Source organism: Neobacillus sp. GCM10023253, from assembly GCF_042653105.1.
GTDB lineage: Bacteria > Bacillota > Bacilli > Bacillales > Cytobacillaceae > Neobacillus > Neobacillus citreus.
Genome location: NZ_JBHSHV010000028.1, coordinates 121408 through 147463, shown reverse-complemented (window position 1 = coordinate 147463; position 26056 = coordinate 121408). Strand labels below are relative to the sequence as shown.

Here is a 26056-nt window from a genome sequence, read left to right as displayed (position 1 = left end):
GAAGGGTGGCAGTTATAATGGATGCATATTTGTTACTCATCACACTGCTGGCAATTATCATTGTCATTTTAGGAGTTTCTTGGTTTAAGTGGCATGCATTTATTAGTTTAATGGTCGCAGCACTATTCTTGGCGATTTTTTCCGGAATGGGCTGGGACAAGATTGTCGGTTCCTATGAAACAGGGGTCGGCGCAGTCTTAGGACACTTAGTAGGCATTTTGGCACTAGGTACAATTTTAGGTAAAATGCTCGCTGAATCAGGGGCAGGATTGCAAATTGCCAATTTCTTTATTAGGGCATTTGGCGAAAAGAAGCTGCCATGGGCGATGTTTTTCTCAGGCTTTATTATCGGTATTCCCGTATTTTTTGAAGTGGGAATTTTAATTCTGTTACCGCTGGTTATTTCCATCCAAAAAGCTTCTAAACAAAATATTTTATTAGTTGGTCTGCCGGCTATTGCTGGTTTGTCCATCACACACGGTCTTGTCCCGCCGCATCCCGGGGCGATTGCAGCAATCGGAATTTATGGGGCTAATCTTGGAAAAGTATTGCTGTACTCTTTAATTATTGCGATTCCTACAGGTATAATTGGCGGGCCGTTATTTGCATGGATGATTAACAAACGGGTTATCCCGACCGGCGAACCAACGTTGGTGAAAATCGACGATCAAGCCGATAAAAAATCGGTACCAAGTGTTGGTGTTTCCTTCCTATCGATCTTAATGCCAGTCATATTAATGATATTAGGAACAGCGGCACCATATCTGCATCTTTCAGCTGGTGCGCAAAAAGTGTTAACCTTTATCGGCAGCCCAGTCATCGCTCTGTTAATTTCTTGTTTCTTAGCTTTTTATTTCCTTGGCTTCCGTCATGGAATGGATAGGAACTTAATTAAGAAACTCGTGGAAGAATGTATTATACCAGTCGGTTCAATTATTTTAATCATTGGTGCAGGCGGCGGTTTTAAGCAAATTCTTATTGATAGCGGCGTGGCGAAAGTAATTGCCAGCATGTCTCAGGATTTGAATATATCACCACTTGTACTGGCGTTCTTGATTGCAGGGTTAATCCGGATTGCCACAGGCTCTGCAACAGTGGCATTAACGACTGCTGCTGGAATCGTTGCTCCCATTGTGGCCGGAATGGCCGGAGTCAATTTAGAATTGCTGGTTATTGCAACAGGCGCAGGCTCGTTAATGTTCTCACACGTCAATGACGCCGGGTTCTGGATGGTTAAAGAATACTTGGGACTGACTCTTGAAGAAACCTTTAAAACGTGGACGGTACTCGAAACCATTCTTTCCTTTGTCGCCTTTATTGGGGCACTTATAGTGAATATGCTTGTCTAAGTAAAAAAGCAGAGGATGCCTCAAAAGGGCATCCTCATTTAGATTTACATTCGTGTATTAGAAATGGCTTCCCTAACTTTATCAAGTGAGTTTTTGGCCTTGTCCTTATTGCGGATCATCATGTTAACATAAAGAGCATCTATCAGGCTTAATTGGCCGATTCTCGAAGACAGTGCTTCGGAGCGGTATTCGGTCTCTTCAGAGCTTGTAAAAAGAGCAACATCCACGTTTTGTCCAATTGGTGATTTTGGATAGCTTGTAATACCGATTGTTTTGGCGCCATTTTTTTGCGCTGTTCTTAAAATATTGATGGTGTCTTTGTTTGTTCCCGAATGAGAAATCACCACAGCCACATCTTTTTCGCCGAGCTGGGAAGCCGACATAAGCTGGAAATGGGAATCGATAAAGGCAAATACTTTAATCCCTGTCCGGACAAACTTGTGGAAAGCATCCATGGCGATTACATTTGAGCCGCCCGTTCCATAGAACTCAACCCGGTCAGCCTGCAATAATAAATCAACTGCCTTTTGAATAGAAGGCCCATCGAGAATCTGCAAGGTGTTTTCCAATGCTCTAATATTTGACTGAAAAATTTTCACCGCTACTGTCTTCTCCGTATCATCTTCCTTAATTTCTTCATGAATCTGTTGAATAGGTTCAAATATTTCAGAAGCGAGGGCAATTTTCATTGCCTGGTACCCCTTGAAACCAATCCTTTTGCAAAACCGAAAAACAGTGGCATCGGCGACATTCAAATCCTCTGCCACTTCGTTTATGGTGTTATGAATGATTTTTTCGGGACTGTCCAAGATGTAGTCAGCAATCTTTTTTTCTTTTTCACTAAGCCTTGCGTAATAAGAACGAATTTTTCCTAGACAGTTTTGCGGCATTGGTGATTACCTCACCCATTTTTGCTGGAAGCTGCTGATGGCCCCGTATTCTTCGCTAAATAACCGTGATAGGCGGATATAAATCGGGATTAGGTCCTCATAAATGGCCACATTTTCCTCAATAGGCTGGTGGGCATGGGTGGAACCGACCAATTCTGACATAATCGAGAAATCTTCAATTTCTCCAAGTGCATACATACCAAGGACAACAGCACCTAGGCAGGAACTTTCAAAGCTTTCCGGTACAACAACTTCCTGGTTGAAAATATCCGCCATCATTTGTCTCCACAATGCTGACCGGGCAAACCCGCCTGTTGCCTGGATTTTTTGCGGTACGCCAATCATTTCCTGAAGGGCGAGCATAACGGTATATAAATTTAGAATGACACCTTCAAGGACAGAACGAATCATATGCTCTTTTTTGTGATGAAGGCCAAGTCCAAAAAACGAACCGCGGGCATTGGCATTCCATAAAGGTGCACGTTCACCCGCCAAATACGGATGGAAAATGAGCCCCTCTGCACCAGGCGTGACCTTGTCGGCAATTTTTGTTAAGACATCGTAAGGGTCGATGCCAAGTCGTTTTGCTGTTTCAACCTCCGACCAGGCAAGCTGATCGCGAACCCAGCGGAAGGTCATCCCGCCGTTATTGACTGGACCGCCGACAACCCAATGATTTTCAGTTAACGCATAACAGAAAATTCTCCCTTTTGGATCAGTCACTGGCTTGTCCGTTACAGTCCGAATCGCGCCGCTGGTGCCGATCGTGACAGCCATTACTCCTGGGTCAATGGCGTTGACGCCGAGATTGGAAAGAACACCGTCACTTGCTCCGACTACAAATGGAGTGTTCCCTGATATTCCAAGCTCCTCGACATATTCATTTTTTAAGCCGGTTAAATAAAACTTTGTTGAAACTGGTTCAGGCAATTGTTCAGTGGTAATACCGGCAACACTTAGTGCTTCTGCATCCCAATTAAGCTGTTCGAGGTTAAACAGCCCTGTTGCAGAGGCGATGGAATAATCCATCACATAACGATTAAATAGCTTAAAGAATATGTACTCTTTAATACCGATAAATTTGCTGGTTTTGCTAAAGATTTCAGGATGATCCTCTTTTAGCCAAGTAATTTTGGCAAGCGGTGACATCGGATGAATCGGTGTTCCGGTTCTACGATAAATGGCAAGACCATTCAATTCGTTTTTAATTTTTTCAGCTGTTTCTGTAGCGCGGCTATCTGCCCACGTAATGCAGCGGGTAATTGGTTTACCGTTATCATCCATGGCGATAAGGCTGTGCATGGCGGAACTAAAAGAAACAAGCTTAAGCTGTTCCAAATTGATTTCGCCCTTTTTGATAGCTACTTTCATCGTTTCTAGGACAGCTTGGAAAATTTCCTCCGGATCCTGTTCTGCAATGGACGGGGCAGGGCTGTATAAAGGGTATTCAACATGATGCATGCTGATAACTTTCCCTTTTTCTGCAAAAAGAACTGACTTTGTACTTGTGGTACCAATATCAACACCGAGATAGTAAGAGGTTCTAGTCATTGGGTTAATCTCCTTTATGAAGCGTTATTGTATAGTTCAAAAATTTTTTACTCCAGTATCATTATATAAGAAAAAATATTCCTGCACACTACAATTTGTCCTATAACTATTGTTAAACATACATAAAGAGATTATTAGATAGTTTTAAAAAAGAAAGGGAAAATGGTGTTTGCAGCGAATATTTTAAACGTATATGCAAATTATTACGGGAGGGAAGTTCATGTCTGAAAAATATCCAGTTCTAGAAGGTGCTGAACCGTTTTATTTTGAAGGAAATCGTGTCGGTATCTTGGTCTCACATGGTTTTACGGGGTCCACCCAAAGCATGCGCCCGCTTGGGGAGGCTTATGCCAAAGCAGGCTACACGGTTTGCGGGCCGCGCTTAAAAGGGCACGGAACACATTATGAAGATATGGAGCAAACAACATATCAAGATTGGATTACTTCGGTAGAGGAAGCTTACCAGTGGCTACAGGAACGCTGTGACACGATTTTTGTGACTGGTTTATCAATGGGCGGAACATTAACCTTGTATATGGCTGAAACCCATCCAGAAATTCGCGCGATTATCCCTATTAATGCAGCTGTTGATATTCCGGCCATGTTACCAGTCCGCCAATTAGAAGATGTGCGTTATTTAGATGCGATTGGTTCAGATATTAAGAAGCCGGGTGTCGTGGAACTTGCCTATGAAAAAACACCGGTTCAATCTGTGAAGGAAATCTTGACCTTTATGGAGGAGGTAAAAGCAGACCTTCACAAAATTACCTGCCCGGTATTAATTTTTGTTTCTGATGAAGACCATGTCGTCCCGCCGGATAACTCGCAAATCATTTATGATGACATTCGCTCAGAGGTTAAAGAACTTCATCGGGTGAAAGACAGCTACCATGTGGCCACACTAGATAACGACCAGCAGGTAATTATCGAAAAAACATTAGAATTTATCGAAAAAAATCTTTAATGGAGACAATTTTTTTGTCTCTTTTTTTGTTGCATTTTTGGAACAATATTTAGTGAAGGAGTGATGATTAGTGAACCATTGTGAAACTTTTTTAAGAAGTAAGAACTGGATTGATAATGATTTGGATGCCAGGTACATAAATGTGAATCATCCCTATGCGATTCTGATTTCAGAGGATGAAGGGATGATTACCTTAAGGGGAAACACCGGTTTTGATAATGGTCAGAATGGAGAAGAAATCTTCTCTTTTACCTCATTACAAGAGTTGCAGGAATGGTTTGAGAACAATATTGGGGAGTAGATTTTAGCGACAAAGCCACCAGGAATGGATGGCCTGGAGTTATGTCGGTAGGAACAAAAACTCTCGCTTTCGTAAACCAAGTGGGAGTTTGTTTTCATTTAGTCGCTAATAGAAAGTCTATTGACATATAAATGTAAAAGGGTTACTATTATCTCAACTTCAAGATATCCTGTTTAGGGTAATTGAAGGTTATTTTTGAAATAATATCTCGAATTCAAGATAATCGCATTTATTCTAACCGATTTTGAAAAAATAAGAATGTAGGAGTGGAGGTAATGAAACTTTTAGGGTTACATCATGTATCGATTTTGACCGGAAAAGCAGAAAGAAATTATGAGTTTTATACAAAAATCTTAGGAATGAGATTGGTAAAGAAAACAGTAAACCAAGATGATACATCATCATATCATCTCTTCTATGCGGATGCAGAAGGAAATCCCGGTACTGAGGTGACGTTCTTTGACATTCCTAATCTTGGAAGTTCATACAGGGGAACTTCAGATATTTCCACTGTATCCTTAAGAGTTTCGACTACTAATTCTTTATTGTTTTGGAAGGAACGATTGAAACAGGCTGGTGTTCAACATGATGAAATTGAAAAAAGAGCAAATCGTGATACATTAGCCTTCAAAGATTTCGATGGGACACGTTTAATACTGGTCGCCGACAACGGTGAAGAAGGTGTTAGGCCGGGGGTTCCTTGGGTCCGGGAAGATATTCCAAAAGAACATGCCATAATAGGTTTAGGACCTGTTACCCTCACTGTTGGAATGGCAGAACCTACCATTGGTGTGCTTACTGAAGTCATGGGATTTCAATATGTGGGATCATACCCATCACTTGAAGGGGATTTTCCTGAAATATTGGTTTATGCAACAGGTGAAGGGGGCAGTGGCGCAGAAGTGCATATTGAAAGAAGGCCCGATTTGCCAAAAGCTCGATTAGGCCGTGGGGGAGTTCATCATGTTGCATTCCGTGTTCCAAATGAAGAAGAATACAATCAATGGGCACAACGTTTGAAGGATTATCGTTTGCCGAACTCAGGAAAAGTAGAACGTTATTATTTTAAAGCATTATATTTCAGAGAGCCAAATGGCATTTTGTTTGAATTATCAACAGATGAGCCAGGCTTTGCAACAGACGAACCGATGGAAACAATGGGTCAAAAGCTGGCATTACCGCCATTTTTAGAGCCAAGCCGAAAAGAGATAGAAGAAAAGCTGCGGCCGCTAGATCTAAATTGAATATTTGTGAAATTTATAAAAGAATCGGAATCCAATAAAAACAAATAATTAATACTTGCTGAAGTGAATAATGCAGCCTAATAAACTAAAAAAGCCTTAACCAATGGGTCAAGGCTTTTTCTGTTTTAACAGCAGCGTGAAACTTTACCGCCCTTCGCATTGTAACGTGCATCCTGAGCCTCACAGAAGAATTCTTTCCGTGTTTTAATAGGCTCGCCAGGATGGTGCGATTCCATATGAGCTACATATGTTTCATAGCTTGGAACTCCAACCAGTAAACTAATAAACTGCTTACGGTAGGCGTTAAGCTTTCTCAAGCGATTAAGCATATTTCTTCAAATCCCCTTCGGTACGCGGAATAAATGGTTCTTCGTGTACTGTTAATTTTTTGCCGTTTAAAACCTGAAGCCAAATTCGAATGGCTGCGATTAATACCAAAATGACAACAACCATGAAAATACCCGTTAGTGTGGCATCCACGTAATCATTGATCAGTACCTGATTCATTTGTGCTGGAGAAGTCGCTGGTGCAAGAACCTTGCCGGCATCATTCGCTTCTTTGAAAATTTTGGCATGAGCAAGGAAGCCGATTTTTGGATTTTCATGGAATAGCTTTTGCCAGCCTGCTGTTAGCGTAACAATTAATAGCCAAGCGGTTGGCACCAAGGTAACCCAGGCATACGCTTTTTTGCCCATTTTAAAGAGAATCGTTGTTCCAAAGAGCAGGGCGATTCCAGCCAGCATTTGGTTGGCTATACCGAAAAGCGGCCATAGTGTATTAATACCGCCAAGCGGGTCAATAACGCCTTGATACAGGAAGTAACCCCAGAATAGAACGCATAATGCGGTTGCAATAAGGTTTGGAACCAGCGCGTCAGTTTTCGCAAATGGCTTATAAACGGTTCCTAAAATATCCTGGATCATAAAGCGGCCGACACGAGTACCGGCGTCAATAGTTGTTAAGATGAACAACGCTTCGAAAAGAATCGCGAAATGGTACCAGAATGCCATTAACGCCTTTCCGCCAATAACTTTTGAGAAAATAACCGCCATACCAATCGCTAGGGTTGGGGCACCGCCGGTTCTGGAGAGAATCGAAGCTTCCCCTACATCCTTGGCATAATTCGCTAAATCTTGAGGAGTGACCGTAAAGCCCCAGCTGGATACAACAGAAGCAGCTTGGGTAACGTCCGTTCCGATTAAGGCAGCTGGGCTGTTAATCGCAAAATACACACCAGGATGCAGCACGCAGGCGGCAATCATTGCCATGACGGCAACAAAGGATTCTGTCAGCATCGCACCATAGCCGATTGGGCGGGCATGTGATTCTGTTTCAATCATTTTAGGTGTTGTACCGGATGAAACGAGAGCATGGAAACCGGAAACAGAACCGCAGGCAATAGTTATAAATAAGAACGGGAAGAGGTTTCCTGCAAATACTGGACCCGTACCATCAATAAACTTCGTTACACCAGGCATTTCTAGGTGTGGAGCAACTACGACAATACCGATTGCAAGTCCCATAATGGTACCCACTTTTAAGAACGTACTTAAGTAATCGCGTGGTGCGAGCAGCAGCCAAACAGGCAGTACAGATGCAATAAAGCCATAAATAATCATCATAATGGCAATCGCTTCGCCTTTGAACGTGAACATGGCTGCTAAAGTTGGGGTTTCGGCAACTGTCTGTCCGAAAACTAAGGCAAGTAAAAGTAAAACAATACCGATAATGGATGCTTCGCCAACGCGGCCAGGGCGGATGAAACGCATGTAAATTCCCATTAATATCGCAATCGGAATCGTTGCTGCGATCGTGAACATTCCCCAAGGGCTTCCTACAAGTGCTTTTACGACAACAAGGGCTAAAACTGCTAATAAAATAACCATGATTCCTAAGATCCCAATCATCGCAATGACGCCTGTAACCTTGCCCATCTCTTCTTTAATCATCTCTCCGAGTGATTTACCGTTGCGGCGCATGGAAGCGAAAAGAATAACAAAGTCCTGAACAGCACCAGCCAAAACAACACCAACGACAATCCAAAGTGTTCCAGGCAAATATCCCATTTGAGCTGCGAGAATTGGACCAACTAATGGACCTGCACCGGCAATAGCGGCGAAATGGTGGCCAAATAAAACCCATTTGTTTGTCGGTACAAAATCTTTTCCGTCGTTATGAATTTCAGCAGGGGTTTTCCTTTTATCGTTTAACTGAAATACTTTTTCTGCAATAAACTTGCTGTAAAAACGGTAAGCAATGGCATATACGCAGACAGCGGCTGTTAACAGCCAAATCGCACTGATGCTTTCGCCCCTGTTTAAGGCCATGACGGCAAAACCTGCTGCTCCGAGGGCGGCAATGACTCCCCAGATAATAATGGATTTAAACGCTTTCATAAAGATTCACACCTTTCCTATTTAGAATAATATTATTATATTTTATTATTTTCTGAATTCAAGTAAATTTTTTGTGAATTTTGACAAATTTCCCGAAATTTTGATAAACTGACTAGAAATTGCCTTATTACAGGTTTTTGAATTAAACTATTTATCAAATGTTGAAATTGACGTGGTGAGATATAGATGAATAATGAAGCAGAACGAACGTATGAAATTATGGAGGTTTGTCTTCTGGCGGGGAAAATTATGCTGCAGAGCGGCGGGGAGACGTATCGGGTGGAAGATACGATGATGCGGATGGCAGCCTCGTTCGGGATTGAAAAGTCACATAGCTATGTTACGCCAACGGGCATTATTTTTTCCGCCGAAGGGTCGGAACCGACAAAAACCAAGTTGATTAGAATTTCAGAGCGTTCGACAGATTTAGAGAAGGTCGCCATCGTGAATAGTATTTCACGAAAAATATCAAGCGGTGATCTGGATAGTAAAGAGGCGATGAAACAGCTAAAGGAAATTGAAGCCAAGGACCTTTCCTTCCCATTCAGGATGCAGGTCGCTGCAGCTTCCTTGGCAAGCGGCTGTTTTATGATTATGTTTAAGGGAGAATGGAATGATTTTTTGCCTTCAATGATTGCCGGAGGTGCGGGATATTTAAGCTTTGTTTATTTCCATCGTTTTATACCGATTAAGTTTTTCTCTGAGTTTTTGGCGGCATTTGTGATTGGGCTGCTTTCCCTTCTTTTTGTAATCATCGGGGTGGGCCATCAGCTGGATAAAATCATTATTGGATCGGTCATGCCGTTAGTACCCGGTCTATTAGTAACCAACGCCATTAGAGACTTAATGGCGGGCCACCTTGTTTCCGGACTGTCAAAAGGTGCCGAAGCGTTTCTGACAGCCTTTGCCATTGGGGCTGGAATTGCGGTAATACTGAAATTCTTGTGAGTGAGGTCTTGGAAAAGTGGATATTTTAGCTCAGGTCATAACCAGCTTTATTGCAACAGGGGCATTTGGCATCCTTTTTAATGCACCGAGGAATACCTTGGTGAAATGCGGGTTGATTGGTGCAGGAGGCTGGCTGGTTTATTATCTTGTAGAAGGATATTATGATGATCCTGTTTTGGGAACATTATTGGCGACGGTCTTTATAGCTGTGCTAAGCCAGGAATTGGCAAAATTATATAAAACCCCTGTGATTATTTTTAGTGTTGCGGGAATTATTCCATTAGTACCAGGGGGACTCGCTTATAATGCCATGAGAAATTTTGTGGAAGAGAATTATAACACGGCACTTGGTTCTGCTGCTCAGGTTTTGATGCTTGCGGGAACCATCGCCTTTGGGCTAGTTTTCTCCGAAGTGATCAACCAAGTAATTCGAAAAATCAATGAAAGAAAGTTAAAAATATAAATTTTTTTTAAGAGGCTGTTCTTTCATCTATACCTGGAAAAGCCTCTGGATTTCATTTGGAAACTTTTCCTCTTTTAGGTTCTTTTAATGTTTGGTATAGTAATATATTAGTATATTAGTACTACTTGAAAAGTTCACAAGAAGGGTATTTATCATTTATGAAGAAAACGATTATCTTGCTTATTGTAATCATAGCGACTCTGTTTGGTTCAAAGACCATAATTGGGGTTAAAGCAATACGATCAGCAATAGAAACCGTTTCGGAAGCTCCGCCTCTAAAAACACGCCAGATAGCGCTTCAAAAAGATAGTCCTATTTTACCTGAGAGCAAACTTCTTGATATCCCGTTGATTAATCAAATGGATAAGCCGCTGCTCTATAATGGCTGTGAAGTGACAAGCCTTGCGATGGTAATGCAATATCATGGAATCAAAGTGACGAAAAACGAGCTTGCTGAAAATATTAAAACAGTTCCGTTTACCTATAGCAACGGACTAAAAGGAAATCCAAATACCGGATTTGTTGGAGATATGGCACATGGGCCGGGACTTGGGGTGTACAATGGCCCCGTTTACGAGCTTGCCCAAAAATATGCTGGGGAACGTGCCATAAATTTAACGGGCAGTCCATTTACAGACCTGTTGAAAAAAGTAAACCAAGGACATCCAGTTTGGATTATCACGACAACAGGCTTTGCTCCGGTAAACGTATTTCAAACCTGGAATACCCCAGAGGGAAAAATCGATATCACCTTCAGTGAACACAGCGTGGTGATTACTGGTTATGACCAGTCCCACATCTATGTCAATGACCCATACGGTACAAAGAACAAAAAACTAGACCGCGAAACCTTTATCAAAGCATGGGAGCAAATGGGCAAACAAGCAATTGTTATCCAATAGCGTCCTGTAAATTGGACGAAGGCAGAGGAATAGCTCCTCTGCCTTCTATTGCTTTCCTTATTTTAGGATTTATCGTAACTTGAATAGCTGCAAGTTCATTATGCTGCCTTCATGTAAAAATTTAAATATTTCGTAATTAAATATGCCGCGGTACAATTTCCACCAGTAGGTTTTATAAACCTAAACGATGCCAGCCCTACCTCTCTAACATCCTTACGGCTCCGAGGCCGTTCCAGTGTGAATAAGTCTTTCCAAAAAAAACACGAGTGAAAAGCCAGTAAAATTCTTACATTGTGTATTCTCTATTTATTTCAAGTTATACAAATGAAAAGCACAATTAATAATATTACATGATTAATCTGTATTTGTCAATTGGCTAATTGAAATATTTTCAAGATTAATCCACGCTTTTAAACATTTTTATAAAAAGGATTATTTGAATAGTAAATAGAAGTATTTATTTAAAAAAGGGGGGACCAGATGGAGGGTTTTCATTAACAGATATATGGATCCCGGTGCAATCGAATCCACTATTTTAATTGATTGGTTGAGAGGGGCAAAACGCCTGAATCAGATGAGAAACGGAGTCTTGGGCTTGGGTCGTTATGAAAGGTTCATATCGGCTGAACCACCGAAAAAATAAATGCCACGGTCGTTATGAAGCCTAAAAACAAATCCATGCAAAGGAGGTGCACTACATTGATTTTCTTCCGAAGATTATTTCTAACGGCATCCAAATACCGCTATCGAACCGTCATCCTTTTCACAACCATTTACATATTTATCAATGCAGAGATTATGAGAATACTAGAGCCGAAAACCTTTGAAAATACCTTTCACGCGGTCTGGTGGATTCTGACCACAATGACAACGGTCGGATACGGTGATATTTACCCGATGACGCTGTTGGGGCGGACCTGGGCGATGGTCATCGTCTATACGCTGGGTATCGGGCTTTTCGGCACCGTCATCGGGATGATTATCGACAGTGTTTCCAGGTATAAGCAAATGAAGGAGGAAGGCAGGATGACCTTCAAAGGTGAAAATCATTTTGTCATTGTTGGCTGGACAGCCAAAAGCAAAAACACTATTAAAGAGCTGTTTGCAGCGGAGCCCAAAACGGAAATTGTACTAATTGACGAGTTGGAGAAAACGCCGTATGAGCATGAACGGTTCCTCTACATACAAGGAAGCCCAACCGATGAGGAGACCCTCAAAAGGGCAAGAATCGAAAAAGCAAAAGCGGTATTGCTGTTTGCTCCTGACGGCATCACCAATCAGGATTTAGCTGACGGGAAAACACTCCTAACGGCTTCCTCCATCGAACGCTATGATGAGGGAACAGAAAGTAATATTTACACCATTGCAGAAATATTAAATGAAAGGCATGTCGGTAATTTCAACCATGTAAAAGTAGACGAGTTCATTCTTTCACACCAATCTGTATCCAACCTTATGGCCAAATCCGCCCAAACCAAGGGTACGAGCCATCTTTTTACACAATTATTAAGTAGAAGGGATGGGGACGCTGGGAGCGACCTTTGGGAGGTAGAATTAAAACCGGAATGGAAAACATACGGCGAGGCCTACGAAGCCTTGAAAAATAAAGGAGCCCAGCTGATTGCCGATCGGGATGACTTAAACATCCTCAAAAAATGGCACGACTCCATCCCAAAAGAGGCGAGACTGTTTGTTATTTGCGACAAAAAAACTTATCAAAGGATATAAAAAACGCATCCCGGCGGAGATGCGTTTTTTTAAACCTAATACGTTAAACATCCGGCGATGATCACACCGATAGAAACCGACAAAAACATCAAGAAAAGTCCAACGGCCTGGTTATCGTCCTCGATGCTTTGAGTAACATTAAACTTTGGTGTCAGCCACTCTGCCAAATAAAATACAATAATCTGCGCTAAAATTCCAATTCCGCCCCAAATGGCCATATCCGCCAAAGAAATCGAATTAGCTGCCGTAGAATACAGCACAATCGCAAGGCCCAGCAACCTGCCGCCAAGAACATAACTCGCTGCCTTATTCCCTTTAGCTATTAAGGAAAATTCCTTAACCTTGGTTGTGACCTCCATAAGAAATAGCCCAACAATTAACAAACCAAGCGAAACCGCCAAATATAATAAAAAATCCGTCATGATCCATTATTCCCCCTTTTTTACTCCAACTGGCAAAAAGTAAGACTCATTGCCGGTAATTTTTCCTCCTGCGCGGATTCCAATCGCACTTGGTTTTCCAGCGATGAGGAAGGATCCAATAACATAGGAAAGCTCTTCCTGCCCCTTTTCTGTTTCAAGCGTTACAGTCGGAAGCGAACAATAAGATTGATAGACTGACAATTCATCCTTATAGGTTGCAAATGCATTCTGTTCATAAACCCTAGCATGAGCATCCCAAATCGTCACTGTGTCCCCCTCCCGCCCGAAGGACGGCTTTTCAACATAGGGTGCCTTGCCAACAAAGGCATCCGGATCAAGATAAGTTGGCAGCAAATATTCCTTGATCCAGCCTAGTTCTTCCTCAGAATAAAAAACGCCTTGCTCCGCCAATCCCCAAATTAAGCATTGGACCGATTTTGGCTGGAGCAAAAAAGCTGAAATAGGATTGACCACAGCCAGCTTTCCATCTTTTACTAGCTGCAAAAGTTCAATACCAACTGGAGCGCCGCTGATTGGATCTCTGTCCTCCAGTAAATGTTCAAGTGGGTATGTCTGCCGGTATAGTACATCGATAGGGATCCCATCGGCATCCGCTAAAGCACCATCTGTAATCCGCAGGTCAGCCAATGGAACCAATTTATTTCTTACCTGACAAAGCTCGCTTAAATAAACGCTGGTCTGCCAATCTTCCATGTGATCCTGATGGGCTGTAAAAACGACATTAGGGGAGGTTTTTCCCTCAGCAGCCTCTAATACCGCTTTGGTAATGCCTGAAGAAAGAAGCCGCTCCCCGCCCTGATTCGGGTCGATTAAGCCAAATTCCTTGCCGACCTTCCCGTTGATGTGGAAGCATTCCACAATAAAGGTCGGCGTGTCACTGTTGAATTCCAGCAACTTAACACCCGTTTCTGTTACAGCAAAATCAAACCGGGAAATCACCGATTCCGGAAAATGATTTTTCAATCGTAAAAATGGAATGCTCTCAACCGGGTATCCAAGCTGCAACAGCTGCTCATCCGGAAGGCTCCGCAGAAGTGTTGCTGTTTTAAAAAAGACTCTGCCCATCCGCTCCGTTGCTTCTCTTAATTGCAAAGCGGTCGTAACTGAAATGGGGAATGTGTGAAATAAACCATATTCACTGCCATATAAGTCTGACCAAAAGGCCGGGAACTGCGAATAAAACTGTCTGCGCCGTGTAGAATAATCCCCCATTCTAACCTCCAAATCCGCCCTTCGTTCCGCTGCCAAAGCCCCCTTTAAAGCTGGATGAGGAATGATAGGACTTATAGGAGGAGGATTTTAGAAGTGAAGATTTATTTCGGAAATATTTGCCGCCATAAAAAAAGTGCCCATAATGGCTAGAACCTGTGTCGTCACATTGCCAGACACCTTGCTCATCATCCCAATCCCAGTCCCGGCAGCTACGGTCATCCGGCTGGGGCGGCAGGTCGTCGGAACAGCCAGCGATCGTTCCGGCCATTAGAGAAGTAAGAACGCCCGTGATAAGCAATCTAGTTTTCTTCAAACTTCTCACTCTCCTTTTTCAATTTGTAATTTTATTATAAAATGAATTTTAAGGAAAACAATGGAAAAGTAAAAGAAAAAAGGAGAGATTGATTTGAGGCTTGAATATCGGCTAGTTGAAGAAAATCAGCAATACCCTGCGTTATGGCACTACTACGACATTTCCAAATCGGAAGCGGCCGCGCGAATGACCTGTGAATATTTTGTAAAAAACAATGAGACGTACAAGGTTACCGCTACTGCACTTGACCCAGACGGAACGGCAGTCATTTATGTTGACAAAGAAGAGTTCAGCAATGATACGCTGGAGAAATATCATTCGCATATTGGATTTGAAACAAGGGAACTGACCGAACAGGGGAGCATTTTAATCGATCAAAAAGAAATTTGGGAGCACGACGAAGTGCTCGCTGCCCTTCACTCAGATTTCATCTATATAAAAAGGGGAGAAAAGTTTTTAGAATTTGCGATGGACTCAAGGGAGATTGATGAGGATCGCAAATGCTATGTATACTATGGAAACTTTACCGGCAACAGCCGTTGACGTCTTTTTAAAAGATTTCCGGAGAAGAAAAACCGCCATCGACACTTCCTGCCAAAAAATTTTCAGCATAAGAAGGAAAGTGCCGTTTTTTGTCGTATTGTAATGGATAATATAATTGATTCCTCGGGGGAATGACGATGCTGGCGGAAAAGCTTCTTTTGCAACTGTTAATTGTATTAGCACCAGTCCTGCTTTGTAGTGCTTTAACTGACTATAAGAAAAAATGGAATTCACCAATCATCTGTGGGTTCATGCACAGTCTGGCAGCAATAGCCTGCATGATTTTTAGTTATTCAAATTATGGCCTTATTTGGGATCTTCGCTACGCTCCGCTTATTCTTGCCATTTTATATGCAGGACCTGCTGCCGGCGGGATGGTCATAGCCTCTATTATTGGAGCTCGCATTATGATGGGTGGTGGAAGTGTCCATTACGCCATTGTGGGCTGCCTGCTTACTTCTATTGTCCCTTACCTTTTGCGAACCCGCTTTTGGAATGCTTCTTCAATTCGAAGAGTTCAGTTCACTTTATTATCGGGCGTCTGGTCTTTAATTCTATGCTATTTATCACTTCTAACCTATCATTATCTAAATGGAAATACTTTTAAATTGTTTATAAACATTCCTGATTTACTGCTTTTCGCTCTTATTTATACCGCTTCCCTAATGCTTGCTGCAAAGTTATATGAAGGGCTGATTGAGAAAAATAGAATGAAGGAAGAGATACTGAAAGCAGAAAAGCTTAATACATTAAGTGAACTGGCGGCTTCTATCGCCCATGAAGTCCGCAACCCATTAACAGTGGTAAAGGGATTTCTACAATTGATGCAGCAGGATGAGAAAGGGAAGAATTATGAATATTTCGGGCTGGTTTTAAGTGAATTAGGACGGGCTGAGGCGATCATTAGCGATTACTTGAATTTTGCCAAGCCGAAATTCGAAAAACTAGAAGAATTCGCCTTAAAAGACATATTGAAGGAAATAGTCACGCTACTCGAACCTTATGCTGTAAAGCAGGGTGTACAACTAGAAAGTGAATTGGACACATCCGATTTTTGCCTTTATACAGATCGAAATCAGTTAAAACAGGCTCTTGTAAATCTTGTGAAAAATGCGATTGAAGCGAACTCAGAGGAAGGCGTTGTGACGATACATACAAGGTCCGACCAAACCCATGCCTCCGTTTTGATTACTGATAACGGAAAAGGAATGACACCCGAACAACTATCGAGGATTGGAACATTGTTTTATACGACCAAAGATAAGGGAACGGGGCTGGGAACTTCTGTATCCTTAAGAATTATTGAAACGATAAAAGGAAAGGTTTCCTATCAAAGTGAAACAGGACTGGGAACAACGGTAACAATTGTTCTTCCAGCAGGTAAAAAGGAAGAGTTAGTTAGCAGTATCATTAATGAAGAACCGACAGTAGTTAAAATAATGTAAAAACAGATGACATCCTTTCGTTGGATGTCATCTGTTTTTTTTATTCAGTTAAACTATATCGAAATAGAGAAAATGATGAATTTTAATAAGGGTTATTTTATGTTAATTCAGTGCAAAACCAGTATATTCCCAGTGTAATATTACCAATTTTTTTATTTTTAAAAAATATTGCTTTTTCGATAAAAAGATTATATTATACCGATATAAATTTTATTTGTCTTTTCAGAAAATTATAACATTGAACCCAAGGAGGTTTAAATAATAAATGGATTTATTTAGGAAAAAATCAGTTCAGGACCTGATCCAGGAATCAGAGAAAAAAGGTGCCGCCTTAAGGAAGGAGCTGGGGGCCTTTGACTTAACGATGCTTGGGATAGGGGCCATTATCGGGACCGGAATTTTTGTTGTCACAGGGGTTGCTGCTGCGGAACATGCCGGGCCAGCGCTTATTATTTCTTTTATCTTATCGGGTTTAGCCTGCATTTTTGCCGCTCTCTGTTATGCGGAATTTGCTTCAAATGTACCGGTTTCCGGAAGTGCCTATACTTACAGCTATGCGACCTTTGGTGAATTGATTGCATGGATTTTAGGCTGGGATTTAATTCTCGAGTACGGCTTTGCATCAGCGGCGGTTGCCAGCGGCTGGTCAGGCTATTTCCAAGGGCTGCTTGCAGGGTTTGGGATTCATTTTCCGAAAGCCATAACAAGTGCGTTTGACCCGGCAAACGGGACATTTGTTGACGTTCCTTCGATCGTCATCGTCTTTTTACTTACTTTGCTTTTATCTCAGGGGGCAAAGAAATCTACCCGTTTAAATAACATCATGGTAATTATCAAGCTTGTTGTTGTTCTTTTATTTATTGGTGTTGGTGTATGGTATGTAAAGCCAGCTAACTGGACTCCTTTTATGCCATTCGGATTCTCCGGCGTAGCGACTGGAGCGGCTACGATTTTCTTTGCATATATTGGCTTTGATGCTGTATCGACAGCTGCTGAGGAGGTTAAAAACCCGCAGCGCAACATGCCTATCGGAATTATTGCTTCATTGCTTGTTTGTACGGTTTTATATATTGTTGTTTCCGCTATCCTAACGGGAATTGTACCTTATAATCTGTTGGGGGTGAAAAACCCGGTTGCATTCGCCTTAACCTATATCCATCAGGATTGGGTGGCCGGTTTCATTTCAATTGGGGCAATCACTGGTATTACAACGGTACTTCTAGTTTTACTTTACGGACAATCCCGCCTATTCTACGCAATCGGCCGTGACGGATTGCTGCCAAAAGTGTTTTCCAAGGTAGATGAAAAGAAACAAACACCGGTTGTAAACTCTTGGATCATTTGTTTATTGGTGTCTGTTATTGCAGGATTTGTTCCATTAAGTAAACTGGCTGAATTAACAAACATTGGAACCTTGTTCGCATTCATGACAGTTTCAGTTGGGATTTTATATCTTCGAAAAAACAACCAAGTTCCTAAAACAGGCTTCAGAGTCCCGTTTGTACCGTATATTCCGATTTTGGCATTCTTGTTCTGCGGATATTTAGCGGTACAGCTGCCGGCTATAACATGGATTAGTTTTGGTGTTTGGCTGGTAATTGGATTGTTCGTCTACTTCGGCTATGGACGAAAGCATTCGACATTAAATAATTCATCTGGACAATTGAAAAAGGTCAGCTAATATAAAGGGGAGTTCCAATCAAATGGGACTCCCTTTTAAATTTTCCCAATAAAAAAATGTCGAAAATCATCGTTTTTTTCATTTATTTTATAATGTTATTCTAAAAAAATGGTAGAATAGTATGAGTGATGTATGGAATTTTGAATTTTTAGAATAGTATCTAGTTTAAGGAGAACACTCATGGAAATAAGTAGCAAAGGTCCGAAGCTAATATATGAAGAAAAAAAGGCGATTAAGTTATTTTTGTGGCTATTTTATTTCTTATTTTTTTTATATGACTTAGCCTGGAATGTTATATTGCCTAGATACACAGATTATGGAGATTTTGAGCCTCTAAATTCTGGACTGGGAATATGGCTTTACCCCTTAGTGTTAATACTGTTGCTAGTCTCACTGTATCTTATTAAAAAGAATGAACTGTATATAGTTAAATATTTTTTCCTGATTGGCTATATTTTAATTGATTTAGTCGATAATTTATTAAGGTATTATGGAACTTCTCGAACTTTTGCATCGGGAAGTGTTGTTGAACTTCTATTTCTCATTTTTTCACCCGTATTCGTAAATAAAATTTACTTTTGGACCACTTCAATAGGAATAGTTCTAAAGTATATTTTGCTAGGACTGATATTATCAACAGCCAATGTCCTGCCGCCAATTATTATTAGCATGGTCATTTCAGCAATTGCCTATATCATTTTAATTAGGTTTTATTCATATATAAATTCCTTAACGAATGTTCATGAAGAACTTCGTCAAAAAGAAAAACTCGCAGTTATTGGTCAAATGGCTACGGTGATTGGGCACGAGATTCGAAACCCACTTTCAGCATTAAAAGGGTTTACGCAATTGCAGTTAGAGAACAATATGCAAACTAAGAATTATTATCCTATTATGATTCAAGAAATAGATAGAATTAATGTCATTGTCGATGACTTGATGTACCTGGGAAGGCCGAGAAGGATACAGTTTGAAAAAAATAGTATGGAAGAAATTATTGATTATACTTTGTCAATTATGAGACAACAGGCTAAGGATCACGGGATCAAAATTGAAAAGGCAGTCACGGAACCTCTGCCTTTGATTGAATGTGGAGAGAAGCAATTAAAACAGGTATTTATCAACTTGCTGAAAAATGCAATTGAAGCTATGCCGAATGGCGGCTTGATCAGAATCCAAATCAAAATGGCAGATAAAGAAAAACTGTTAGTTGCCGTCGAGGATGAAGGTTGCGGAATTGCAGACGAAACTGTTCAAAATTTAGGAATGCCCTTTTATTCCACCAAGGAAGATGGTACTGGTTTAGGCTTCTATATAACAAAGCAAATTATTGGGGACCATAAAGGGGAAATAAAAATAGCAACAAAGCTTGGTAAAGGAACAACGGTAGAAGTTGAGTTGCCTCTAATCCAAAAGTACTAAATGAGTTAATAATGATAACAGGACAAAATTTTCTTTAATTATACATAAACATATGTATTCGGATTAAAATAAATGATTTATAATGAAGAAAAGTGTCGTAAATACAAAAATATAGGAAAAATGTCTGATGCAGAAAACCGTAACTTAGATTTTTTCTTATGATAGAAGAATGGGATTTCTAATGTGAGGTTGGAAAATGAAAACAAAAAAAATAGATCCAAATATACTAAATGAAGAAAGTCAAACAATCAAATGGTTTATTGTTTTATTTTATATCATCTCCATATCTTATGATTTATTTTATAGTATTATCTCAAAGTTTAATCCCAAAATGGAATATGAAACTCCGGATGTATTAGGATTTTGGATTTATATCTTCATGTTTGCTTTAATACCTGTAGCACGTTATCTATATAAAAATCAGAAACAGCACCAAATAAAATATGTATACTTTATTTCTTACACTTCTTTAACACTTATTAATGATGTCATTTCTTTTATCGGGAAGCCGGAGCTATATAAGAGTGGAAATGCTGTTGAAATGCTCTGGTTGTTATTAGCACCAATTTTTGTCAGCAATACCTTTTTCATGGTTGTTTCCTTTGGATTATTATTAAAGTATATAATTGCAGGATTAGTTATCCAAACTTCAAATGTATTTTCGCCCTTATTACTGCTAGGAGTTTTATCAATTTTTTCATTTATAATATTAAATAGGTTCCAATCGTATGTTAAAGCTATTAAAACCTCATACGATCAACAATTAGTCGGTCTTGTAAAAGGAGTAATTGCAACTCTCGAACTAAAGGACCCCTATACGAGAGGACATAGTGAACGGGTAGCCAGCTATGCACTAGAGTTGGCAAAAATCAGCGGTAAATTCTCTGCAGACGATTTAAAAGATTTTAATTACGCCTGTTTACTTCACGATATCGGTAAAATTCATATCCCAGACCGAATACTGATGAAGCCTGGTAGACTTACAAATGAAGAATACGAAATAATTAAATCACACACAGACGTAGGGGCTGAAGCCGTATCGAAAATTGTTGGCTTTAAGCACAGTATTGAAGTCATTCGTTCTCATCATGAACGCTGGGATGGAAAGGGGTACCCGGATCAATTAAAGGGGGAAGAAATTCCGTACCTTGCAAGAGTCTCCGCTATTGCAGATGCTTTTGATGCTATGACATCCACGAGATCCTATAGGGCTGCCTTATCAGTTGAGGAGGCATATAAAAGGATATTAGAAGGAAAAGGTTCACAGTTCGACCCTGAACTGGTAGATAATTTTCAAAAGGTATTCCCGAAATGGAAAAGAATTCATGATTCCTTTAATAAAGAAATAGACAAAATCATGCTCCATAATAACTTTTGGGTTGAAAAGGAGGTGGAAGGATGAAAATACGCAAACTTAAGAAGGTTAAAGTTACATGCTGGTGGTGTTTATGGATGTATTAATATATTAGTTGGGATGCTTGCTTTTTGCTCAGCATCCTTTTTTCATAAATTATATAAATAAAGGATGTTTATATGAACCTGACAAGCAATTCTATTCTTCATCTAGTACCAATCGAGATACGCAAAGATAAAAAACACTATATTGTTGAAGCTGAGGTTTCCGGTGAATTTTATGAAATGCCTGAGGTTTGTATTGATGCTATAAACTTGTTGAATAAAGGAGAATCGCTTGGGCGGACAGAAAAGCTGCTGAAAGAACAGTACCCGACTGAGGAGATTGACATACTTGATTTTGCTCAACAGCTTCTCGAGCTTCATCTAGTAGCCGAAATGGATGGTGTTAAATTAAATCTTCCAACAGCCCAAAAAAGCCACTCAGGCTTTTTATGGGTTCCCCAAAAACTTGGGCAATTCTTCTTTAACCGCTACACTAATTCCGTTTATTCGGTTCTGATTCTAGCTTGTATAGCCCTGTTTGTGTTAAACCCATCTTTATTTCCACATTATAAGGATTTGTTTATTTTTGATCTGATGGTATTGAATATCTCAGCCTGGCTCGTCCTATCTTTCTTTTTAGTGTTAATTCATGAATTTGGCCATGTTTTGGCCATAAGAGCCTACCAACTCCCAACTAAATTGGAAATAGGGCACCGCTTATTCCTAGTTGTATTAGAAACGGATATGTCATCTAGTTGGAAGCTGCCAGCAAAGGATCGCAATGTTTTGTATTTAGCAGGACTTCGTTTTGATACGGTGATTCTGTTTTTTGCTCTTATTGGCCAGTCAATTTTCCCAGTGGGATCAGGGATTTTCCTGAGTGTGCTGAAGGTAGTTGTTTTAGATACCTTTATTCGGATGGTCTACCAGTGCTGTATCTATATGAAAACAGATTTATATTATGTTTTTGAAAACACGACGGGTGCCTACAATCTCATGGAAAATGCCCAGCAGGTGTTTAGGAACTTGTTTACATTTATTAAACCGGCCCGTCAAAAAGAGGTAATGTTTGAAGAAGAAAAGGGGACGGTTTTCACTTATACCATATTTTATGTACTCGGTGTGGGACTGACGCTATCTTTATTCTTCGGTTACTACCTTCCCCAAGTCTTATTTGCCATGACAAAGATTCACCACTGTTTTCACTACGGGCCATCCACCTATCATTTCTGGGATGCCGCTTTGTCCTCATTGCAGCTGTTAATTGGGTTCTTGCTGCTTCTGTATTCTTTACGAAAAAAGTACATCAAAAAGCAAAATATCTAGCTCCAGCCACAAGATGCTGGGGCTTTTCTATTTGTGACGAACTTTTGTCAAAATATGAGATATATAAGGGTTTTTTTCCCCCTAGATGGGGGAGTTCCCTGATAAAGAAAACACTGTCGTTTTTCTTACAATAAGAATAAGAAAACGATAGTGTTATTTTTTTGCTAATCGAAATTCACTATCGTAAATTTCGAACGCATAAATTCAACTACGCCTCTGTCTTCGTCCTACCGGACTTGCCAGTCGGCGAGTTTACATTTAAGGGAGGATCAAGAAAATGGAGTCAACTATTCAATCGGCGAAAAAACGGGATAATACCGTCAATAATGCATTTGCTTCCCATTTTGCCAAATCAATGTTTTTAAGCGTAGCCGGACTTGCGATTTTGGTGTTTATCGGAACAAGAATGTTTACACATATTGACTTAAACCTTTATGGATATATGGTAGGAACGATTACTTTCATAGGAGGTTTCTTTTACCGCTTCATCTCCTGGGGAGAAAGACCGCCAACCAAAATTATCATTAAAAAGGGCTTAAAGCTGCTTTTTAGAAAAAGCACTCCAAAAACAGTAGTAAGCCACTTAGCGATTTACGACTTCATCAAAAAGCGCGGATTTTATCGCTGGTTGCAGCACGTATTAATAGGGTGGGGCTGTGTGCTTGCTTGTTTAGTTACTTTCCCGCTCGTGTTCAGCTGGATGTACTTCAATATGGATGGAAATGGCTATTACACAGTAGTCTTAATGGGAATGGACTTAGTACGGATTAAAGCAGATGGAATCATCGCCTGGTTTTCTTACAATGCTTTAAATATTTCAGCCATCATGGTGATTACAGGAGTTTGCATGGCGCTTTACCGCCGCATGAAAAATATGCAGGCAAGAGCAGAGCAAAAATTCATGTACGATTTCTTGCCGCTCTATATGTTGTTATTTATTTCAGTAACTGGTCTATTATTGACAGTCCAAAACGTATTCTTACATGGATGGATGCAGCCGCAAATGTCGCTGATCCACCAGTTTTCAGTCATTGTAACGCTTATCTATCTGCCATTTGGTAAGCTTGCTCATATTCCGTTCCGTCCGATGAGCGTATTTGCTAGAAACTACCGTGAACATTATGGAGAACAGCATATGAAAGAATGTAAAGTGTGCGGAGATAAATTTGTATCAGTCGAACAATCGAACGATATTATTCAAGTATTGGGAACTAACAACATGGAGTTCAACATGGAAGACGGCTTTAATCTTGTGGAATTGTGCCTGCCATGCCGCAGAAAGTACCGTATCGCCAGATTCTCAGGATTCCCTACCCATCAAGTGAAGGTCAAGGAGGCAAATCAGAATGCAAGAGGTTAACCAAAAAGCCCCAAAAGATAAATTTTTTAGAGAAATCGAAAACGTACGTCATCCAAATGAAACCTTAATAAAAACACACTGCGCCTATTGTGGTATGCAGTGCGGGATGAATTTACGTGTAAATACAAAAACAAACAAAATTATCGGGGTTGAGCCTCGCTATGAATGGCCGGTTACGGTCGGAAAAATGTGTCCGAAAGGGGTTACTGCTTACCAGCAGACGAACCATCCGGACCGCATCTTAAGACCGTTAATCCGTGACGATGCTTCCTTAAAAGGAACAGACAAAGGGTTCCGTGAAGCAACCTGGGATGAAGCGTATGATTTAATTGCTCGGAAATTCAAAGAGCTTCAAGGGAAATACGGCAAAGATACATTGTCTGTTTTCAGTGGTGTATCAATGACCAATGAAAAGTGCTATTTAACAGGTAAGTTTGCAAGAGTTGGTTTGCAAACTCGCTATATCGATTATAACGGACGTTTCTGTATGTCCAGTGCAGCCGGCGGATTCCTTCGCTCATTCGGCGTTGACCGTGGTTCGACATTACCATGGACCGATATCCATGAAACAGATTGCTTGTTCATCGCCGGAAGCAACACGGCAGAATGCCATCCAACTTCGATGTTCCGCGTTTGGAACGTCCAGGAAAGAGGCGGTTATCTGATCGTTGCCGACCCACGTGAAACCCCGATTGCAAGACGTGCCGATGTTCACTTGGATTTAAGACCGGGAACAGACTTGGCACTTGCTAATGGTATTGTGAACCTATTGATCCAAAACGGCTATGTTGATGAAGAATTCGTCAACCAACACACAAATGGCTTTGAAGAAACAAAAGAATTAGTCAAAGAATTTACTCCTGAATATACAAGCGAGATTACAGGAATTGCAGTTGAAAAAATTATCCGTGCTGCTGAGATTTATGGTAAAGCGCCAAACGCAGTCGTGATGTTTGCACGCGGCATCGAACAGCAGCATAAAGGGGTCGACAACGTTTCTGGTTACACCAACATGGCGTTAGTTTCTGGGAAAATCGGCCGTCCGAAATCAGGTGTTGCAACATTTACCGGCCAAGGTAACGGTCAAGGCGGCCGTGAGCATGGCCAAAAATCAGACCTGCTGCCAGGCTACCGTAAGCTCACTAATCCAAAGCATGTTGAGGAAGTATGTCAGGTGTGGGGAATTACCCCTGAAGAAATGCCGCAGCCAGGTGTATCTGCTTATGAAATGTTTGAATTAATGGATCAAAAAACAATACGCGGTTTGTATTTGCTTTGTTCAAATCCAGCGGTATCTGCACCAAACCAAAACTTTGTCCGTAAGGCATTAAAAGGATTAGATTTTATGGTTTGCGCCGATTTCTATCTTTCTGAATCAGCAGAATTTGCCGATGTTATTCTTCCTTCCGTTACTTGGTCAGAGGATGAAGGAACGGTTACAAATATTGAAGGGCGCATCATAAAAATCAATAAGGCACAGGAGCCGTTAGGCGAATCAAAGCCCGACTGGCAAATGCAAGTGGAGCTTGCTGAAAAACTTGGCAGGGGAAAATATTTCTCCCACTTAAAAACAGCCAGAGATGTAGCAGATGAATTCCGTTTAGCTTCAAAAGGTGGATACGCTGACTATTATGGCGCTACCTGGGATAAAATCGATAAACAAGACGGTGTGTTCTGGCCTTGCCGTGATGAAAAGGACCCTGGTACACCACATATGTTTTTAGATAAGAAGTTCTATCATCCAGACGGAAAAGCAAAAATTTGCGCATTGCCATACCGCCCGCCTGCAGAAGAGCCGGATGCGGAATATCCGTTGCGCTTAACGACCGGACGTGTTGTGTTCCACTACCTATCTGGTAACCAAACACGCCGCATTCAATTCTTGCGTGATATGTGTCCGGAGCCATATGTTGAGGTTCATCCGGAAACAGCTGCAAAATATAATATTGAACATGAAGAATATGTCCGCCTTTATACTCGCAGAGGAGAGGCTGAATATAAAGTAAAAATTACCGAAGCCATTCGTAAGGATACAGTGTTCGTGCCGTACCATTTCGGTCACGAGAAATCTATCAATCTATTAACAATTGCCGCTCTTGATCCAATTTCAAGAATGCCGGAATTCAAGGCTTGTGCCGCACAGATTGAAAAACTAGAAATGAAGAAGGTGCAATAA

General features: G+C 40.8%; 23 protein-coding genes. 16 read left to right on the top strand and 7 right to left on the bottom strand.

Annotated elements, in window-relative coordinates:
• Nucleotides 1-17 precede the first annotated feature (17 nt).
• The gene (locus ACFPA1_RS25945; RefSeq protein ID WP_378587272.1) at nt 18-1349 is read left to right on the top strand and encodes a gluconate:H+ symporter; all 1332 of its coding nucleotides are present in this window, start codon (nt 18-20) and stop codon (nt 1347-1349) included.
• Between the two features lie 44 nt (nt 1350-1393).
• Here ACFPA1_RS25945 and ACFPA1_RS25940 read toward each other — a convergent pair whose 3' ends face one another.
• Both ACFPA1_RS25940 and gntK read right to left on the bottom strand, forming a co-directional pair.
• Nucleotides 1394-2239 (bottom strand): MurR/RpiR family transcriptional regulator, encoded by an 846-nt coding sequence (locus tag ACFPA1_RS25940; protein WP_378587269.1) that lies wholly within the window; start codon nt 2237-2239, stop codon nt 1394-1396.
• Between the two features lie 6 nt (nt 2240-2245).
• The gene (gntK, locus tag ACFPA1_RS25935) at nt 2246-3790 is read right to left on the bottom strand and encodes a gluconokinase (protein WP_378587266.1); all 1545 of its coding nucleotides are present in this window, start codon (nt 3788-3790) and stop codon (nt 2246-2248) included.
• A 220-nt stretch (nt 3791-4010) separates the two neighbouring features.
• Here gntK and ACFPA1_RS25930 point away from each other — a divergent pair, with 220 nt between their 5' ends.
• From ACFPA1_RS25930 to ACFPA1_RS25920, 3 genes are all read left to right on the top strand, one after another.
• Nucleotides 4011-4754 carry an alpha/beta hydrolase gene (locus ACFPA1_RS25930; RefSeq protein WP_378587263.1) on the top strand — a complete coding sequence of 248 codons (744 nt, stop codon included), beginning with the start codon at nt 4011-4013 and terminating at the stop codon, nt 4752-4754.
• 70 nt (nt 4755-4824) lie between these two features.
• A complete protein-coding gene (locus ACFPA1_RS25925) occupies nt 4825-5055 on the top strand; it encodes a hypothetical protein (protein WP_213146516.1) in 231 nt (76 codons plus the stop codon).
• 275 nt (nt 5056-5330) lie between these two features.
• The gene (locus ACFPA1_RS25920; RefSeq protein ID WP_378587260.1) at nt 5331-6299 is read left to right on the top strand and encodes a ring-cleaving dioxygenase; all 969 of its coding nucleotides are present in this window, start codon (nt 5331-5333) and stop codon (nt 6297-6299) included.
• A 125-nt stretch (nt 6300-6424) separates the two neighbouring features.
• Here ACFPA1_RS25920 and ACFPA1_RS25915 read toward each other — a convergent pair whose 3' ends face one another.
• Nucleotides 6425-6628, bottom strand: coding sequence for a YbdD/YjiX family protein (locus tag ACFPA1_RS25915; protein ID WP_213146518.1), 204 nt, complete (start codon nt 6626-6628; stop codon nt 6425-6427).
• On the bottom strand, nt 6621-8696 hold the full coding sequence (locus ACFPA1_RS25910; protein ID WP_378587256.1) for a carbon starvation CstA family protein: 2076 nt from the start codon (nt 8694-8696) through the stop codon (nt 6621-6623). Before ACFPA1_RS25910 ends, ACFPA1_RS25915 begins: the two co-directional genes overlap by 8 nt.
• Before the next feature lie 186 nt (nt 8697-8882).
• Between ACFPA1_RS25910 and ACFPA1_RS25905 the strand changes: the two genes are divergently transcribed.
• From ACFPA1_RS25905 to ACFPA1_RS25890, 4 genes are all read left to right on the top strand, one after another.
• Entirely contained in the window at nt 8883-9644 is a 762-nt protein-coding gene (locus ACFPA1_RS25905; RefSeq protein WP_378587253.1) for a threonine/serine exporter family protein, read from the top strand.
• A 16-nt stretch (nt 9645-9660) separates the two neighbouring features.
• A complete protein-coding gene (locus ACFPA1_RS25900) occupies nt 9661-10107 on the top strand; it encodes a threonine/serine exporter family protein (protein WP_378587250.1) in 447 nt (148 codons plus the stop codon).
• Between the two features lie 158 nt (nt 10108-10265).
• Entirely contained in the window at nt 10266-11009 is a 744-nt protein-coding gene (locus ACFPA1_RS25895) for a C39 family peptidase (RefSeq protein ID WP_378587247.1), read from the top strand.
• Nucleotides 11010-11708: 699 nt separating this feature from the next.
• Entirely contained in the window at nt 11709-12737 is a 1029-nt protein-coding gene (locus tag ACFPA1_RS25890; RefSeq protein WP_378587244.1) for an ion channel, read from the top strand.
• Between the two features lie 35 nt (nt 12738-12772).
• Here ACFPA1_RS25890 and ACFPA1_RS25885 read toward each other — a convergent pair whose 3' ends face one another.
• Genes ACFPA1_RS25885 through ACFPA1_RS25875 form a run of 3 tightly spaced genes read right to left on the bottom strand, consistent with a single transcriptional unit; the run spans nt 12773 to nt 14705 of the window.
• A complete protein-coding gene (locus ACFPA1_RS25885) occupies nt 12773-13159 on the bottom strand; it encodes a DUF350 domain-containing protein (RefSeq protein WP_213146523.1) in 387 nt (128 codons plus the stop codon).
• Between the two features lie 6 nt (nt 13160-13165).
• Nucleotides 13166-14392: a glutathionylspermidine synthase family protein gene (locus ACFPA1_RS25880; RefSeq protein ID WP_378587240.1), complete on the bottom strand. Its 1227-nt coding sequence runs from the start codon at nt 14390-14392 to the stop codon at nt 13166-13168.
• Nucleotide 14393: 1 nt separating this feature from the next.
• Nucleotides 14394-14705: a hypothetical protein gene (locus ACFPA1_RS25875; protein ID WP_378587237.1), complete on the bottom strand. Its 312-nt coding sequence runs from the start codon at nt 14703-14705 to the stop codon at nt 14394-14396.
• A 93-nt stretch (nt 14706-14798) separates the two neighbouring features.
• On the opposite strand from ACFPA1_RS25875, the gene ACFPA1_RS25870 reads away from it, so the two are divergent.
• From ACFPA1_RS25870 to ACFPA1_RS25835, 8 genes are all read left to right on the top strand, one after another.
• Entirely contained in the window at nt 14799-15248 is a 450-nt protein-coding gene (locus ACFPA1_RS25870; RefSeq protein ID WP_378587234.1) for a hypothetical protein, read from the top strand.
• 137 nt (nt 15249-15385) lie between these two features.
• Nucleotides 15386-16693 (top strand): ATP-binding protein, encoded by a 1308-nt coding sequence (locus tag ACFPA1_RS25865; protein WP_378587231.1) that lies wholly within the window; start codon nt 15386-15388, stop codon nt 16691-16693.
• Between the two features lie 265 nt (nt 16694-16958).
• Nucleotides 16959-18374, top strand: a complete 1416-nt coding sequence (locus tag ACFPA1_RS25860) for an amino acid permease (protein ID WP_378587228.1) — start codon at nt 16959-16961, stop codon at nt 18372-18374.
• 180 nt (nt 18375-18554) lie between these two features.
• Entirely contained in the window at nt 18555-19796 is a 1242-nt protein-coding gene (locus ACFPA1_RS25855) for an ATP-binding protein (protein WP_378587226.1), read from the top strand.
• Nucleotides 19797-19992: 196 nt separating this feature from the next.
• Complete coding sequence (locus tag ACFPA1_RS25850; RefSeq protein WP_378587223.1) at nt 19993-21198, top strand: HD-GYP domain-containing protein; 1206 nt, start codon at nt 19993-19995, stop codon at nt 21196-21198.
• 131 nt (nt 21199-21329) lie between these two features.
• Nucleotides 21330-22520: a hypothetical protein gene (locus ACFPA1_RS25845; protein WP_378587220.1), complete on the top strand. Its 1191-nt coding sequence runs from the start codon at nt 21330-21332 to the stop codon at nt 22518-22520.
• A 277-nt stretch (nt 22521-22797) separates the two neighbouring features.
• Nucleotides 22798-23880 (top strand): hypothetical protein, encoded by a 1083-nt coding sequence (locus ACFPA1_RS25840; RefSeq protein ID WP_378587217.1) that lies wholly within the window; start codon nt 22798-22800, stop codon nt 23878-23880.
• On the top strand, nt 23867-26056 hold the full coding sequence (locus tag ACFPA1_RS25835; protein ID WP_378587214.1) for a molybdopterin oxidoreductase family protein: 2190 nt from the start codon (nt 23867-23869) through the stop codon (nt 26054-26056). Before ACFPA1_RS25840 ends, ACFPA1_RS25835 begins: the two co-directional genes overlap by 14 nt.